The sequence below is a fragment of the Paenirhizobium daejeonense genome, from assembly GCF_014280875.1.
In the GTDB taxonomy this organism is placed as follows: Bacteria; Pseudomonadota; Alphaproteobacteria; order Rhizobiales; family Rhizobiaceae; genus Allorhizobium; species Allorhizobium daejeonense.
Genome location: NZ_JACLAL010000008.1, coordinates 104002 through 118629, shown reverse-complemented (window position 1 = coordinate 118629; position 14628 = coordinate 104002). Strand labels below are relative to the sequence as shown.

The 14628-nt window shown below is 59.3% G+C and carries 17 protein-coding genes and 1 tRNA gene; 5 read left to right on the top strand and 13 right to left on the bottom strand.

Features of this window, described 5'->3' with window-relative positions; translation table 11 throughout:
- Positions 1–37: 37 nt before the first annotated feature.
- Both H4I99_RS19210 and H4I99_RS19205 read left to right on the top strand, forming a co-directional pair.
- Positions 38–334, top strand: a complete 297-nt coding sequence (locus H4I99_RS19210; protein WP_163904773.1) for a hypothetical protein — start codon at positions 38–40, stop codon at positions 332–334.
- A 58-nt stretch (positions 335–392) separates the two neighbouring features.
- Positions 393–542 (top strand): hypothetical protein, encoded by a 150-nt coding sequence (locus tag H4I99_RS19205; protein WP_164490810.1) that lies wholly within the window; start codon positions 393–395, stop codon positions 540–542.
- A gap of 83 nt (positions 543–625) precedes the next feature.
- Here H4I99_RS19205 and H4I99_RS19200 read toward each other — a convergent pair whose 3' ends face one another.
- Both H4I99_RS19200 and H4I99_RS19195 read right to left on the bottom strand, forming a co-directional pair.
- On the bottom strand, positions 626–1642 hold the full coding sequence (locus H4I99_RS19200; RefSeq protein ID WP_164490811.1) for an extracellular catalytic domain type 1 short-chain-length polyhydroxyalkanoate depolymerase: 1017 nt from the start codon (positions 1640–1642) through the stop codon (positions 626–628).
- A gap of 261 nt (positions 1643–1903) precedes the next feature.
- Positions 1904–1980 (bottom strand) — tRNA-Pro (locus H4I99_RS19195).
- Positions 1981–2376: 396 nt separating this feature from the next.
- On the opposite strand from H4I99_RS19195, the gene H4I99_RS19190 reads away from it, so the two are divergent.
- Both H4I99_RS19190 and H4I99_RS19185 read left to right on the top strand, forming a co-directional pair.
- Positions 2377–2604, top strand: coding sequence for a hypothetical protein (locus H4I99_RS19190; RefSeq protein WP_163904772.1), 228 nt, complete (start codon positions 2377–2379; stop codon positions 2602–2604).
- A gap of 307 nt (positions 2605–2911) precedes the next feature.
- Complete coding sequence (locus H4I99_RS19185) at positions 2912–3481, top strand: transglutaminase-like cysteine peptidase (RefSeq protein ID WP_163904771.1); 570 nt, start codon at positions 2912–2914, stop codon at positions 3479–3481.
- Between the two features lie 45 nt (positions 3482–3526).
- Here the strand turns inward: H4I99_RS19185 and H4I99_RS19180 are convergent, their stop codons facing one another.
- The 6 genes from H4I99_RS19180 to H4I99_RS19155 form a co-directional block, all read right to left on the bottom strand.
- Positions 3527–4060 carry a MerR family transcriptional regulator gene (locus tag H4I99_RS19180; RefSeq protein ID WP_163906249.1) on the bottom strand — a complete coding sequence of 178 codons (534 nt, stop codon included), beginning with the start codon at positions 4058–4060 and terminating at the stop codon, positions 3527–3529.
- Between the two features lie 122 nt (positions 4061–4182).
- On the bottom strand, positions 4183–4521 hold the full coding sequence (locus tag H4I99_RS19175; RefSeq protein ID WP_099057427.1) for an integration host factor subunit alpha: 339 nt from the start codon (positions 4519–4521) through the stop codon (positions 4183–4185).
- Positions 4522–4630: 109 nt separating this feature from the next.
- Positions 4631–5602 (bottom strand): beta-ketoacyl-ACP synthase III, encoded by a 972-nt coding sequence (locus H4I99_RS19170; protein ID WP_163904770.1) that lies wholly within the window; start codon positions 5600–5602, stop codon positions 4631–4633.
- 21 nt (positions 5603–5623) lie between these two features.
- Positions 5624–6670 carry a phosphate acyltransferase PlsX gene (plsX, locus tag H4I99_RS19165; protein ID WP_163904769.1) on the bottom strand — a complete coding sequence of 349 codons (1047 nt, stop codon included), beginning with the start codon at positions 6668–6670 and terminating at the stop codon, positions 5624–5626.
- Between the two features lie 99 nt (positions 6671–6769).
- On the bottom strand, positions 6770–7327 hold the full coding sequence (locus H4I99_RS19160; protein ID WP_163904768.1) for a YceD family protein: 558 nt from the start codon (positions 7325–7327) through the stop codon (positions 6770–6772).
- 1 nt (position 7328) lies between these two features.
- Positions 7329–7874 carry a ubiquinol-cytochrome C chaperone family protein gene (locus H4I99_RS19155; RefSeq protein WP_163904767.1) on the bottom strand — a complete coding sequence of 182 codons (546 nt, stop codon included), beginning with the start codon at positions 7872–7874 and terminating at the stop codon, positions 7329–7331.
- A gap of 271 nt (positions 7875–8145) precedes the next feature.
- Here H4I99_RS19155 and H4I99_RS19150 point away from each other — a divergent pair, with 271 nt between their 5' ends.
- Positions 8146–8643, top strand: a complete 498-nt coding sequence (locus H4I99_RS19150; protein WP_425314394.1) for an outer membrane protein assembly factor BamE — start codon at positions 8146–8148, stop codon at positions 8641–8643.
- A gap of 73 nt (positions 8644–8716) precedes the next feature.
- Here the strand turns inward: H4I99_RS19150 and H4I99_RS19145 are convergent, their stop codons facing one another.
- The 5 genes from H4I99_RS19145 to ribD form a co-directional block, all read right to left on the bottom strand.
- Positions 8717–10855, bottom strand: a complete 2139-nt coding sequence (locus H4I99_RS19145) for a sodium-translocating pyrophosphatase (protein ID WP_163904766.1) — start codon at positions 10853–10855, stop codon at positions 8717–8719.
- A gap of 151 nt (positions 10856–11006) precedes the next feature.
- Positions 11007–12236, bottom strand: a complete 1230-nt coding sequence (locus H4I99_RS19140) for an MFS transporter (RefSeq protein ID WP_163904764.1) — start codon at positions 12234–12236, stop codon at positions 11007–11009.
- A gap of 18 nt (positions 12237–12254) precedes the next feature.
- Entirely contained in the window at positions 12255–12734 is a 480-nt protein-coding gene (gene nusB / locus H4I99_RS19135; RefSeq protein WP_163904762.1) for a transcription antitermination factor NusB, read from the bottom strand.
- 6 nt (positions 12735–12740) lie between these two features.
- Positions 12741–13199 (bottom strand): 6,7-dimethyl-8-ribityllumazine synthase, encoded by a 459-nt coding sequence (gene ribH, locus H4I99_RS19130; protein WP_163904760.1) that lies wholly within the window; start codon positions 13197–13199, stop codon positions 12741–12743.
- 341 nt (positions 13200–13540) lie between these two features.
- The gene (ribD, locus tag H4I99_RS19125; RefSeq protein WP_163904758.1) at positions 13541–14626 is read right to left on the bottom strand and encodes a bifunctional diaminohydroxyphosphoribosylaminopyrimidine deaminase/5-amino-6-(5-phosphoribosylamino)uracil reductase RibD; all 1086 of its coding nucleotides are present in this window, start codon (positions 14624–14626) and stop codon (positions 13541–13543) included.
- Between the last annotated feature and the right edge of the window lie 2 nt (positions 14627–14628).

Sequence of the window (14628 nt, the reverse complement as noted above, 5' to 3'; positions counted from 1 at the left end):
GGATTGATTTCGAGCCCGATTTCGCCATATTGCTCTTATGGCTACACCTGCTCAAATCCGCGCCGCGCGGGCGCTTCTCGGTATCACCGTCGACCAGCTTTCGGCAAAGAGTGGTATTTCCGCATTCCTGATCATTCAGACAGAGGCGGAAGAACAGGCCAATATCGATCCGTCGACGCTTCATGCATTGAAACTGGCTTTACAGGCCTGCGGCATCCTCTTCATTAGCGATGGTGACAGCCCGCCCGGTGGCGCCGGCGTGCGCTTCGCGGAGCGCGATGAGGAAGATGACGGAGTACGTCCGGAAGACCTCAACGCCGCGAATGACGACTGAACGGAACAAATTGCTTCCCTCCGGATTACTGCCCTGTTGAAACAGATCAGGAGCAGTCATGAACCGGAATAATGGTCTCTATCTCATCATCGGTGCACTTGCCGTGGTCGTCATCGGCCTCGGATATTACGTCTATCAAGAAGAGACCAAGCCAAAGGGTATCGAACTCAACATTGGCCGCGGCGGCGTGTCGATAGAAGAGAACTGAGGCTCCCGCGTTCATCCCTTCCCCAATAAGCCTCCGACCGGGCAGGGTTTCGGATAAAGCGCGCCTGCCCGCCAGTCCGATAATCAGACGCTTGCCATGAATGTGCGTGCCATGTGCAGCGGCGCGCTTAGCCGCCCTTCAAGCATGAAGGGCGCTCCGCCCTCCCCCGGCTTCCTTCGTGGCTTCTTCAGAACGGGCAGCCCATGCTCCATGCCGTCGACGAGGCAAAATTCGATCAGCGGTCGGCCCGACTCGTCGAACCAGACGCGGGCTGCGTTTCCTTCAATATCGACATCTCTACCGTCATCCTCCCGAAGCCCGTAGAGATCAAGCCACTGCATCAGCGTAGCGCGGGCGTTGGCGGTTGAGACGACGCGGTCGGCGGTGCCGTGCCAGATGGATATCGTCGGACGCCAGTTAATTTCGGGTGAGACCGCGCGCACAAGGTCCCCCCATTCCTGCGGTGTGCGGTTTGCGCCCGATTTCATAACGGACAGAGCGGTCATCGCGTCGCGGGCGGAGCCGAAGGGCAAACCTGCAACGATCTGGCCAGCAGCGAAGAGATCGGGATAGGTGGCAAGCAGGGCGGAAGCCATGCCGCCGCCGGCAGACAATCCCTGCAGGAAGATGCGGTCGCGATCGATTCCGTGCCGCTCGCAGACGTTCTCGATCATCTGGCGGATCGACATCAACTCGCCGCGGTCGCGCGCCACCGCGCTGGGCCGGAACCAGTTGAAGCAGAGGTTCGGATTGTTAGACTGGCGCTGCTCGGGGTAAAGCAGGACGAAGCCGCCTTCTCTCGCAAGCATGCTCCAGTTGCTGCCCTTGTCGAAGTCCTCGGCCGTTTGAAGACATCCGTGCAAGACGACCATCAGCGCCGGCTTGGTCTGTCCCTTGGGCGGCACATATTCCATCATACGCAGATGCCCGGGATTCGTGCCGAAGCCGCTGATCTCAGTTAGATGTGGGCGAGGACCACGAAGTCTGGGACTTGCAGGTGCGACAGGCGTGATGACCTCCGCGGCGCGGGTCAAACGCTTTTGCCACTTCTTTTGCTGGGCCGTTATGTAGGAAAACGGCACGGGAATTTTCATACGCATGGAAATGCAGTTTCCGTTCGATTGTTCGGCTCTCACTCCCACGGGAAAGCCCGCCACGGATCCGGAACAGGCCGCACTCCGCTACTTCGGGTACGACGCGCTCACGCTCCTCCAGCAGCGGACATAGCCCATATAATGCTGCAACGCAGCAATGATAGGGCAGAATCAGGAAAATTTTAGAGAGAACCGTAGCTCCGACGCGCCACAATTCCGGAAAGATCCGGAACCGACGAATAATTTGCTGGGAAATCAAGAATTTAATGGTCGGGGCGGCGGGATTCGAACCCACGACCCCTTGACCCCCAGTCAAGTGCGCTACCGGGCTGCGCTACGCCCCGACCTGCCGTTAAGGCCCGTCCCAGATAGTCGTTCAGGAAGCCAAGCGCAAGCGGAAAAACAGTTTTCCGTGCAAATTCGAAACCTCCCAAGCAAACGACCGACTGAGTTATTTCCTATCAAGCGCATATGGTCAGCCTTTTGTCAGCTAGCACCGTTCAGACTGCCTGCCGATAAACGGCGTGACGACTGCCCCCGGCCTGCCTGTGCCGTGGCAGAGACGATGCTGACAGCTTGCGAAGAGATGAACTCGTCGCGCTTGTGAAGTACCAACCGACCGCATGAGGCCGAGGCTGGTCAAGGTGTAAGTGACAATGCTGTCAATTCAATCCCTCGAAAGTTCAGCAGCCTACCAAGTTCCCCAGACACGGACAACGTCCCAGCCCCCCAGCGGACCAGTGACGAAGCCCGACGCACTCGCAGGCGTCGGCGTATCGTCCGCCGCTGTATCCTTTCCCGGCCTGGGCGACGTGATCCTCTCCAATGCGTCTGGCAACGGTCCAGATGGTGACGAAACCGCCTCCGGCACCGAAATCAACGATGGCGATGCCGATGACTTGCCTGCCGGCTCCCCAACGCTCAGCGTTGCCGAAGACGGCACCTACAGCGTGGGCATCCATGCCTGACAAAACTATGAGACGGCGGGATCAACCCGCCGTCTTCTTCGCGAACTTTCCTTCAAATGCGACGTGAAGGAGGATCGATTCTACGGGCGACACATAGCGAAGCGTACACTGTACCTCACCCAGAAAACCGCCTGCCATCCATCACATATACCGTCAGGATTTTGACAGTCAGCAGAATTCCTGCCAACACTCTCCCCTCTCCGCGGAACATTGACCAAGATTAAGGGTTAGAATCAATCGGGCATGCGTATCCGTGTGCATCCCGTGTCGTTCGTGCAGCGCAAGCAATCAGCCATGGAGCCGTGAGATGCCTCTCATGACCATCTGCATCCTTGTCGCCGCTGTCGCGATGTTCTTCTCGTGGTCAGCCAGCGAAACTCAAGCCGGGGGCCGCCCGGCGGCGCCGTTTCTCGATGAAAAAATGGCGACTATCGCACCCTATGCCTTTGTAAGGCTTTGCGTGAACGCACCACGCGAGTGCCGCCCGAAAGGTGGCGCAAGCCGAACCCAGTTGAACAGAAAGGTGGAGCGTGCTCTCAAGGCGGTCAATACCAGCGTCAATCAGGCAATACTGCCGGGCTCGGATACCAAGGGAAACGACACCTGGCGCCTTTCGCCGAAATCCGGAGACTGCGAGGATTACGCGGTAACGAAGCGAAAGAAACTGATCGACCGCGGGCTGCCTCCCCGCTCCATCCGGCTTGCCATGGCGACGACACCCAGCGGCGAAGCGCATGTCGTGGTCATCGTGAAGACGCCAAAGGCCGATCTTGTGCTGGATAACAGAAATGACGAGATCAAGCCGGTAAACAAGGTTGATCTCCGCTGGTTGATGATCGAGTCAGCCGACAATCCCAAGCGTTGGCGCTGGCTCTGACAGACGACGGAGAATACGATTTCTGATGTGGAAAGAGCGCAGGATTCAGCGAACCTGATCAAGGAGGCGCTTGCATTCGAGAAGATCGAAAAGAGCCTCCTGCAGCAAGGCACGGTCTTCCTTGCCCACCGAGCTCTTGCCGACGGAGATTTCAGGCATGTCGTCCTCACCGCCACCGAATCCGAAGAAGCGCCCGCTGACTCTCGCCTTGGGACGCCCGACGACCTGATCCTCATCCGATGGCCCAAGCTTCGGCTCGTCCGATTTCTGAGAATTGGCCGCAATCAGCGCTTCCATGGTGGCATGATCGCCGGTCGCCACCGCCATCACGAACTTGTTACCGTTGGTCTTCAGGAGCTTCTGAACACCCTTGATGGTGTAGCCCTGATCGTAAAGCAAATGTCGGATGCCCTTAAGAAGCTCGATATCATCAGGCCGGTAATAGCGCCGGCCACCACCACGCTTCATAGGCTTGATCTGCGGAAAACGCGTCTCCCAGAAGCGCAGGACATGCTGCGGAAGGTCGAGATCTTCGGCAACTTCACTGATCGTGCGGAAGGCGTCCGGGCTCTTATCCAACTGCATGTTCACGCTCCATGGCTCGCGCGTCTACGCGACTCTCCACTCATTTCAACGATTTGCAGCGATAAATTCAAGCACCCTATTAGGGGTAATCCTCATGAGACCAGCGCAGCACGCCGTCAGGAAGCGGGGTTCTGAGGCTTCTGCTTGGCCTTGCGCGACAGATGAGAACGCAAAATCCGCTGCTTGAGAACGTTGGAAGCCTTGAATGTCATGACCCGTCGCGGAGAAATCGGGACTTCTTCGCCGGTCTTTGGGTTACGGCCGATTCGCTCATTCTTGCTCCGCACCTGGAAGGTTGCGAAGGAGGAAAGCTTAACGGTCTCGCCACGCACGATAGCGTTGCAAATCTCGTCGATCACGGTCTCGACGAGCTCCGCCGATTCGGTGCGTGAGAGGCCAACTTTGCGAAAGACCGATTCCGCCAAATCCGCTCGCGTCACTGTCTTTCCGGCCATGTGGTCCCGCCCGCATAAATCAATGATCTTGTTGAAGCGCTGTGAGAGTATTGCCCTTGGGCGTGACGGTCAAGCGCTTGTATGAAATCCTTTATTTCGAATCTCGCGCTTACCAGCGCAACAGGACGGCGCCCCAGGTAAACCCGCCGCCCATCGCTTCGAGCATGACGAGATCGCCCTTCTTGATGCGGCCATCACCGGCGGCGACCGCAAGCGCCAGCGGAATCGAGGCTGCCGAGGTATTGCCGTGCACATCGACGGTAATGACCACCTTTTCCGAGGGAATGCCGAGCTTCTTCGCCGAGCCATCAATGATACGACGGTTGGCCTGATGCGGCACCAGCCAGTCGATATCGTCAGCAGAGGTCCCGGTGGCGTCGAATGCCGCCTCGATGACGTCGGTAATCATGCCGACCGCGTGCTTAAACACCTCACGTCCCTCCATACGGAGATGACCGACCGTTCCAGTGGTCGAGGGACCACCATCGACATAGAGCTTTTCCTTGTGCGTGCCATCCGAACGGAGCTGCGAGGTCAAGACACCACGATCATCGGTGGTTCCCTCCCCTTCCGCTGCTTCGAGGACCAGCGCGCCAGCACCGTCCCCGAAGAGCACGCAGGTGGTGCGGTCCGTCCAGTCGAGGATGCGGGAGAAGGTTTCCGCGCCGATCACCAGAACTCGCTTGGCCATACCGCCACGAATATAGAGATCCGCCGTCGCCATGGCATAGACGAAGCCCGAACAGACGGCCTGAACGTCGAAGGCAAAGCCGTGATGGATGCCGAGCCGGTTCTGGATATTGACTGCAGTCGCCGGGAAGGTGTTGTCCGGGGTGGAAGTCGCACAGATAATCAGGTCGATATCGGATGCGGTAAGACCGGCATTATCCAGAGCAGCCTTCGCGGCGGCGGCCCCTAGCGATGCGGTCGTCTCACCTTCTCCGGCAATATAGCGCTGATGAATGCCCGTGCGCTGCACGATCCATTCATCGGAGGTTTCGACAAGATCTTCCAATTCGCGATTGGTCATCACCCGCTTCGGAAGCGACGCTCCGAAGCCGCGAACAACTGCACGGATCATATTAGTTTCCTACCCCTGGGATCATGCCGCTTCGGGACCGGCCGCAGAGGGGTGCCGGGCATGATATTTCTTCAGATCGTTTTCTATCTTCTGCGTCAGGCCATTGCGGGCCATGTCATAACCGACGTCGATTGCCGCCGCAAAGCCTTCGGAGTCCGTCCCGCCATGACTCTTGATGACGATACCGTTCAAACCCAGGAAAACACCGCCATTCACCTTGCGTGGGTCCATCTTTTCGCGCAAGCGATCGAAAGCGCCCTTTGCAAGGAGATAGCCGAGCTTGGCAAGCAGGGTTCGCGACATCGCCGAACGCAGATATTCCGCAATCTGGCGGGCGGTGCCTTCTGCGGTCTTCAGGGCTATGTTGCCGGTGAAGCCTTCGGTCACAACCACGTCCACCGTTCCCTTGCCGAGATCGTCGCCTTCTACGAACCCGAAATAGTCAATGGTATCAAGGCCCGCCTCGCGGATCAGACGCCCAGCTTCCTTGACTTCTTCCTGTCCCTTGATCTCTTCCACGCCGACATTGAGCAGACCGACGGACGGACGCTCCAGTTCGAAAAGCGCGCGAGCCATGGCTCCACCCATCAGCGCAAAGTCGAGAAGCTGCTGAGCATCCGCGCCGATCGTGGCGCCGACGTCGAGCACGATGCTTTCACCGGAAAGTGTCGGCCAGATGGCCGCAATTGCCGGACGCTCGATGGAAGCCATCGTGCGGAGGCAGAATTTCGCCATGGCCATCAGGGCACCGGTATTGCCGGCGGAAACGACGACATCAGCCTGGCCGGTCTTCACCGCCTCGATGGAACGCCACATGCTGGAGACGTAGCGGCCACGGCGAAGCGCCTGGCTCGGCTTTTCATCCATGCCGACCGCCACTTCGCAGTGATGGAAGACGGACTTTTCCTTGAGCTTGGGATATTGCGCCAAAAGAGGCAGGCAGCGTTCCTGCTGTCCGAAAAGAATGAACGTAGTGTCGGGATGCCGTTCCAGCGCCTTGGCAGCTCCAGGAATGACGACTTCAGGGCCGAAGTCGCCTCCCATCACGTCGAGAGAAATTCTGATCACTTATATCTGATCCTTCTTTTCGCTGCCGGGCGAAATTTTCGGCCAAAATACCGTTTTTGCCGCCACGCACAACCCAATTCAAAGGGTTTCCGCAGCGCTTCAGTCCTTTTTCCAGTCCTTCAGCACCGCGAAAGGTGAAGGGCGCCGATCATCTTCAACGGAACCTTCCTGGTGCCCTGCGAAATCCACGCCGGGCTTGCGGGGATAAGGGTCGATGGCAAGTGCAGCAAACTCTGCCACCAGCGCACCCGCGTCGATGGCGTCCCCGGAAAAGGTCTCCGGCAAATCAGGACCATCCGGGTCGAGAACCATCTCACCGGCCTCGTCAGTTACAATGCGCGCCAGCTTAGAACCTTCCGGCACGAAGATCTGGTCGATCTCCTGGTCAATCGCCGTGGTGACGGGATCCAGCGTCACGACACAGGACTGTACGATCTCCCCAGTCACTCGTCCTTTGATACGTACCCCGTCCTTCTTCCAGCGGGCAATCTGAAGATCGGCTGCAAGCCGGTTGACCGCCAGCACCTTCCACAATCGAGCCAGCCACACGCATTCGCGCTCATCGGCTTCCACATGCACCTGCACCGGGTTGGCAGAGATATGCCCCACCTTCACCAGATAGGTGAATCCGGTGGCGTCTTTCCTGTTCGTCGTCATATCAGTGTGTTCCTCCGGGAACCACAAATCGGGCGGATCCGGTTTCGATCACGTCCTCGCCCAGACCGGCCAAGGCTTCCTCAGCCTCGATCATCCAATTGGCCAGACCCTGCATAGAAGGCGCGGTCTCCACCGTTTCCGGGTATATATTGCGTCGAAGCGCCGTCGCCAACTCCTCGCGCGCACCTTTATCCAGGCAAGCCGCATAGGCTTCAAGGCGACCATAGAACATGCCTGCAAGCTTCTTCATACGCTTCGGCACGCCCTGATCGCCGATGCCGAGTTCCCGGATGGAATGATCGACGTCCTGAAAGAAGGCATCGACGATTTCCTGGGCAATTTCCTGTCCGCTACGAGGCGAGCGGGCCGTGCGGCGAAAGAACAGAATCAGGACCACGGACAGCATCTCGAAGCGACCCATCACTGTGTCGGGCACACCGAGATCTGTATAAAAGAATGGTGTGCGAGCGATAGATGTCAGCGACGCATACTGGCGCTCGACAATGAGCCGGTTATGCTTTTTCTGCCGAAAGAAGCCGAATACCATCCAATTCCACCAAAAAGAACCGCGGGAACAAGCCCACCTGCCCATGCCGTTGTTGCATGATTGCGAAAGCTGGTTTACCGAAGCAGGCGTGAATTGCAATGCCGTTTCTGCCTGCCTGCGCCAAGCCGGCAAGGCAACACCGGTCTCCGATCGCCGGACCGAAAGCGAGTTTGTCGCGGCCGGCCGTTCGTCCCCGGAAAGGCCACAATGGTATGCGCAACAGGTTTGCGGGCGTTTCTTCGAAACGTCCATCTTTAGAGTCATGGGAGACTTGCGGTTGGAAATGCGGTACCTCAGATCGAACAGAAACGTTCTCGGATGCACTGCTGTCGCGCTTGCTGTGGCGGTCGGGAGCCTTTCGGGTTGCACTACCCAAGAAGTCTTCCACAATGGTTACGTCGTAGACCAGAGCGCGCTTGAGCTCGTACCGGTTGGCTCCAGCCGCGAACAGGTGCTCCTGTCGCTCGGCACCCCGTCGACGACTGCCACCTTCGATGGCGAAGTCTTCTATTACATTTCTCAGACGCGCACCCGTTCGGCCGCCTTCATGAAACAACGGTTGGTGGAACAGCAGATCCTCGCCATCTATTTCGACAAGGATGGCGTTGTGTCGCAACGTGCGAACTACACCATGAAGGACGGCAAGGTCTTCGACATGATTTCCCGCACCACTCCGACAGGGGGCAAGGATCTCACCTTCCTGCAGCAAGTTCTTTCCGGTGGCGGCGGCGCAGCCAATAGCATCAAGAACATGCTTGGCGGCAATTGATCGCTCGGCAGACGACAAAAGAAAACCGCGGAACTTCATTCCGCGGTTTTTTTATTGAAGAAGTGATCTGTCGTCAGCCGGCCAGCACGGCCAGCAGCAGAAGCGCGACGATATTGGTGATCTTGATCGCCGGGTTTACGGCCGGGCCGGCGGTATCCTTGTAGGGATCTCCCACCGTGTCACCGGTAACGGATGCCTTGTGGGCGTCCGATCCCTTCAGGTGCTTGACGCCATCCTTGTCGATGAAGCCGTCCTCGAAGCTCTTCTTGGCGTTGTCCCAGGCACCGCCGCCCGAGGTCATGGAAATTGCCACGAAGAGACCGTTGACGATGACGCCAAGCAGCGAGGCACCGAGTGCCGCAAAAGCCGAGGCCTTGGAGCCGGAAATCAGTAGCACACCGAAATAGACGACGAGCGGAGCCAGCACCGGGAGCAATGACGGAACGATCATTTCGCGGATCGCGGCCTTGGTCAGCATGTCGACGGCGCGGCCATAGTCCGGCCGTTCCGTGCCCTGCATGATGCCGGGCTTCTCCTTGAACTGGCGCCGCACCTCCTCGACGATCGAGCCTGCGGCTCGACCCACCGCCGTCATGGCGATACCGCCGAAGAGATAGGGAATGAGGCCGCCGAAGATCAGACCGGCCACGACATAGGGATTGGACAGACTGAAGGAAATATCCCCGATACCCGAAAAATACGGGTATTTATCGCTGTTGGCAGCAAAATACTGCAGGTCGTTGGAATAGGCGGCAAAGAGCACAAGAGCGCCAAGGCCCGCCGAGCCGATCGCATAGCCCTTGGTTACCGCCTTGGTGGTATTGCCGACCGCGTCGAGCGCATCGGTGGATTTGCGGACTTCCGGCGGCAGGTGCGACATTTCCGCGATACCGCCTGCATTGTCGGTCACGGGACCGAATGCATCGAGCGCCACGATCATGCCGGCAAGGCCGAGCATGGTGGTGACGGCGATTGCCGTGCCGAACAGGCCGGCAAGCTGGAAGGTGGCGATGATGCCGCCGACGATGACGATTGCCGGAAGTGCCGTTGATTCCAGCGAAACAGCAAGCCCCTGGATGACGTTGGTGCCGTGGCCGGTCACGGAAGCCTGCGCGATCGAGTTGACCGGCCGCTTGTTGGTGCCGGTGTAGAATTCGGTGATGACGACAATCAGGGCCGTCACAACGAGACCGAGAATGCCGCAGATGAACAGATTCCACCCCGTAATGTCCTGACCTCCAACGGTGCCGACGGAACCCCAGCCGATGGTCAGCGACGTGGCAGCGCCGAGACCGAGAATCGACAGGATGCCGGTTACGATCAGCCCTTTGTAGAGTGCTCCCATGATCGAGCCGTTGGTGCCGAGCTTGACGAAGAAGGTGCCGATGATCGAGGTGACGATGCAGGCGCCGCAAATTGCCAGCGGATAGGTCATCGCGATATCGAGCGTCGGCGAACCGGCGAAGAAGATCGCGGCCAGAACCATCGTGGCGACGACGGATACCGCATAGGTTTCAAACAGGTCGGCCGCCATGCCGGCGCAGTCGCCGACATTGTCGCCGACGTTATCGGCAATGGTTGCCGGATTGCGCGGGTCGTCTTCCGGAATACCGGCTTCGACCTTGCCCACCAAATCGCCGCCAACGTCGGCGCCCTTGGTGAAGATACCGCCGCCGAGACGGGCGAAAATCGATATTAGCGAAGCGCCGAAACCAAGGGCTACGAGTGAATCGATAACCTCACGGGAACCGCTCTCATGACCGAGTATCGCGGTCAGAATGTAGAAATAGATGGAGACACCGAGAAGTGCGAGACCGGCCACCAGCATGCCGGTGATGGCACCTGACTTGAAGGCGATGTCGAGACCGGCCGAAAGGCTCTGGGAAGAGGCCTGCGCGGTGCGCACATTGGCGCGGACCGAGACATGCATGCCGATGAAGCCGGCCGCGCCGGAAAGCACCGCACCGATCAGAAAGCCGATCGCGGCAGTCGGGGAAAGAAGGATCCAGGCGGCAATGAAAACAACGGCACCCACGATGGCAATCGTCAGATACTGGCGAGCGAGGTAGGCCTGGGCGCCTTCACGAATATAGCCCGCAATCTCCTGCATGCGTGCGTTGCCCTGATCGGCCGCCAGCACGGAGCGCGTGGCCCAGATCGCATAGGCCACAGACAGAAGACCGCATAAAATAACAACTGGTAGAACCGTCATTCGCAATACCCTCCCGTATTGCCCGCGCCTCACTCCTCGCGGGCGGTGACATCCGGACTCGGCCCCCTCCTCCGAGGTCGTCCGGCTTGGGGCGAGATTGCTTCGCGCTTTCCTTTACGTCAAGTCCCGCTGGTGTCGCAGGACTGGAGGCTCAACCTTTCCTTGCGGCAGCAGTTGCGCGCATCTGCAGGACAACCAGGATGAGGCAGACGATGGTAACGGGCCAGACGACGAGGTTCATGACAGACCAGCCGAATGCCGTGAAAACCTTGCCGGAAGAAAAGGAGGAAAGCGCCACGGTGCTGAACAGGATAATATCGTGGAAGCCTTGCACCTTGTCGGCCTCATGCGGCCGATAGCTGGAAGCGACGATCGCGGTTGCGCCGATGAAGCCGAAATTCCAGCCGACGCCGAGCAGCACCAGCGCACCCCAGAAATTCCAGAGTTCAACCCCCATGTGCGCGACGATTGCACAGGCCATCAGAATGAGGAGACCCGCGGCGACAACCTTCTCCGTACCGAAACGGGAGATCAGCATGCCGGTAAAGAAGCTCGGGGCGAACATGGCGATGACATGCCACTGGATGCCGAGCGTCGCGAGTTCGGAGGAAAAACCGCAGCCGATCACCATGGCAAGCGGCGCGCCGGTCATCATGAAGGTCATCAGCGCATAAGAACTGATGCCGCAGATCATGCCGGTGATGAAGCGCTGGTTGGTGACGATTTCGCGCAGCGGCCTAGCCGGTTCGCCGTTCTCGCCGATTTTTCCGACCGCGTCGGGCAGCTTCAGGAAGGCCAGAACCACGATCGCCAGCAGCATCAACGGTACCAGACCGATGAACGCACCGGCGAAGGTGACCGGGGCCATCGCATCCTTCAGCCAGATGGCGAGCTGCGGCCCGACAATCGCCGATACGATACCGCCGGCCAGGATCCAGGAGATGGCCTTGCCCTTGTAGAAGCTCGGCGAGGCATCGGCAGCGGCGAAGCGGATCTTCTGGGTGAAGCCGCCCGAAAGACCGATCAGCATCAGGCCGAAAGCAAAGAGCCAGAAATCGGAGCGGAAGAGCGCGAGTGCCGCCACCGCGCCACCGGTAGCTCCCATCATGGCGCCGAGCATGAAGCTTTCACGTCGGCCCAAAAAGCGCGAGGCGACCGCAACGACGATCGCACCGAGCGCTACGCCGACGTTGAACCCGGTGAGCGGCGCTGTGGCCAGGGACTTGTCCAGTCCAAGAAGCTGGAAACCTGCGAGGCCGCCAACCGCAAAGCTGAGCGGAGCAGCCGAGCCCAGAATGGACTGCGCCGCGGCGAGGAGAAAGACATTGCGTCTGGCAGACCGCAACTGGCCTTCCAACCCCCTAGGCTCAGCAGCAGTCATTCCCGTCAGTCCTTCAGATTATTTATTTGCCGGAGCGCGCACCTGCTTGGCGATGCGGTCGAGGACTGCATTGACGAGCTTCGGCTCATCCTGCTCGAAAAATGCGCGGGCGATCTCGACATATTCCGTGACGATCACAGCAATCGGCACATCCTTGCGCTCAAGCAGCTCGAACGTACCGGCACGCAGAATGGCGCGAACAGTGCTGTCGATGCGCGAAAGCGCCCAGTCGTCCTGCAGAGCCTGTCGGATCATAGGATCGATGGTCTTCTGGTCACGCACGACGCCCGCGACGATGGAGCGGAACCAGGAGGGATCGGCCTTCAGGTAGGTATCGCCATCGATCTCCTGACCGAGACGGTGGGCTTCGTATTCGGCTACCACTTCAAGTACGCCGGTGCCACCAATATCCATCTGGTACAGCGCCTGCACAGCGGCAAGGCGCGCTGCCCCGCGCTGGTTGGCGGATTTCACCGGCTGGTTTTCTTCCTTCGACATGTTGCGTCAGTTACCCAGTTTTTCTTTCAGCGCTATCATCGTCAGCGCAGCGCGAGCGGCGAAGCCACCCTTGTCCTTGTCGGAACGGCGAACGCGGGCCCAGGCCTGGTCGTCGTTCTCTACCGTCAGGATGCCGTTGCCGATCGGAAGCGATTCGGAGACAGCAAGATCCATGATAGCGCGCGAGGATTCGTTCGCGACGATATCGAAATGATAGGTTTCGCCACGAATGACCAGACCGAGCGCGACGAAGCCGTCGTAAACGGTGCCATCCTCATCCGCCGCATCGAGCGCCATGGCAATTGCCGGCGGAATTTCGAGTGCACCAGGAACGGTCACGACGTCATAGGTCGCTCCCGCTTCCTTGAGGGCAAAGGTTGCGCCTTCCAGAAGCGCGTCTGCCATATCATCGTAGAATCGCGCCTCGACGATCAGAAGATGGGGTGCGGATTTCTTCTTTGCCATGATTACGATCCCGGTTTTTCAAAGAGAGTGCGGCCATTGGCCAGTCAGTGGGGTCAAACCACGGCGCATCGCCAATGGCAAGCGTTTTTAGCTGAGCGAGCATCTGTGACGAGGTTCCACGTTCTCCCGCGGACCATCATTTTTCGGAACAAAATCCTCGGCCCAAGCCTTTAGCCCTCAGTCACCACCACATGACGGAGGCAGCGCAGCCGTTGCTACCGCCACAGACAAGGGAGGATTTCAAATGGGTCGCGGCATATTGCTCTGGCTTATCGGTGTACCGATTCCACTCATCATTCTGATCATGCTGTTCTGGCGTTAACGCAGCAGAACAGCCTGCGTCAGTCGGGACGGCGGAAGATCTCCAGACGATCCGGTCCGAGAGCGAGCGATCGCTCCAGGACAAACTCCGGTGGCAACCTCGCCGGAGTTACTGGAGAGGGTATACCGCCCGTCCCGACGACGACATCGCCACGAAAGAGCCAGATTTCGTCAATCACTCCCAGATCGAGGAAGGACCGGGCGATCTGAGCGCCCCCCTCCACCAGAAGGGAAGAAGTGCCGCGGGCAGCGAGAGCAAACAATAATGCCCCGAGATCCTCCGATTGCAGGACCTCCACGCCGGCAGCACGAAGCGCCTCGCGACGGCCTGACAAGGCGCCGTCATCACCTGGTCCCGCAATGCAGATGACGGGAAGCTCGTTCGCCGTTTTCACCAACTTCGAACCAAGCGGCAATTCGAGCCTGCGATCCAAAATCACCCGGATGGGCGAAAGTTGCTGAAGTCCTGGGAGACGGACGGTGAGTTCGGGATCATCAGCCAGCGCGGTTCCAATTCCGACGAGGATAGCATCGGTTTCGGCGCGAAGCATCTGCACCTGGGCGCGGGCCACAGGACCGGTGATCGCCACCTGCCCCTCTCCTTCACGGCCGATCATCCCATCCTGGGAAACGGCAAGCTTCAGAATCACTTGCGGGCGGCCCTTCGTCTGGCGGGTGAGGTAACCCGTGAGCGCCTTCCGCCCCTCCTCTTCCAGAACACCGCTTTCAACTTCTATGCCGGCCGCCTCCAGCATGCCGAGCCCCCGCCCCGACACCCGTTCGTCCGGATCGGTCACGGAAACGACCACGCGTGCGACGCCGCCGGCTATCAGCGCCTCGGCGCAGGGCGGTGTCTTGCCGTGATGCGAGCACGGCTCAAGGGTGACATAGGCAGTCGCCCCCCTCGCCTTTTCTCCCGCATCGGCGAGAGCCTGCGGTTCGGCATGGGGCCGCCCGCCTTCAGCCGTGACGCCACGGCCGACGATGACGCCGTCCCTGACGATCACGCAGCCAACGGAAGGATTTGTAGAGGTACGTCCGAGATTCCACTGGGACAGGCGGATCGCGGCCGCCATGAAGCGCTCGTCATCGGGCGCCGCGGCCAAGG

Excerpts from the sequence above, each read along its gene's own strand:
- H4I99_RS19200 (WP_164490811.1), bottom strand. The coding sequence starts at position 1,642 with ATGCGTATGAAAATTCCCGTGCCGTTTTCCTACATAACGGCCCAGCAA.
- H4I99_RS19185 (WP_163904771.1), top strand. The coding sequence starts at position 2,912 with ATGCCTCTCATGACCATCTGCATCCTTGTCGCCGCTGTCGCGATGTTC.
- H4I99_RS19205 (WP_164490810.1), top strand. The coding sequence starts at position 393 with ATGAACCGGAATAATGGTCTCTATCTCATCATCGGTGCACTTGCCGTG.
- nusB (WP_163904762.1), bottom strand. The coding sequence starts at position 12,734 with ATGTCGAAGGAAGAAAACCAGCCGGTGAAATCCGCCAACCAGCGCGGG.
- H4I99_RS19145 (WP_163904766.1), bottom strand. The coding sequence starts at position 10,855 with ATGACGGTTCTACCAGTTGTTATTTTATGCGGTCTTCTGTCTGTGGCC.
- H4I99_RS19155 (WP_163904767.1), bottom strand. The coding sequence starts at position 7,874 with ATGGTATTCGGCTTCTTTCGGCAGAAAAAGCATAACCGGCTCATTGTC.
- H4I99_RS19140 (WP_163904764.1), bottom strand. The coding sequence starts at position 12,236 with ATGACTGCTGCTGAGCCTAGGGGGTTGGAAGGCCAGTTGCGGTCTGCC.
- ribH (WP_163904760.1), bottom strand. The coding sequence starts at position 13,199 with ATGGCAAAGAAGAAATCCGCACCCCATCTTCTGATCGTCGAGGCGCGA.
- H4I99_RS19160 (WP_163904768.1), bottom strand. The coding sequence starts at position 7,327 with ATGACGACGAACAGGAAAGACGCCACCGGATTCACCTATCTGGTGAAG.
- H4I99_RS19175 (WP_099057427.1), bottom strand. The coding sequence starts at position 4,521 with ATGGCCGGAAAGACAGTGACGCGAGCGGATTTGGCGGAATCGGTCTTT.
- H4I99_RS19210 (WP_163904773.1), top strand. The coding sequence starts at position 38 with ATGGCTACACCTGCTCAAATCCGCGCCGCGCGGGCGCTTCTCGGTATC.
- H4I99_RS19170 (WP_163904770.1), bottom strand. The coding sequence starts at position 5,602 with ATGATCCGTGCAGTTGTTCGCGGCTTCGGAGCGTCGCTTCCGAAGCGG.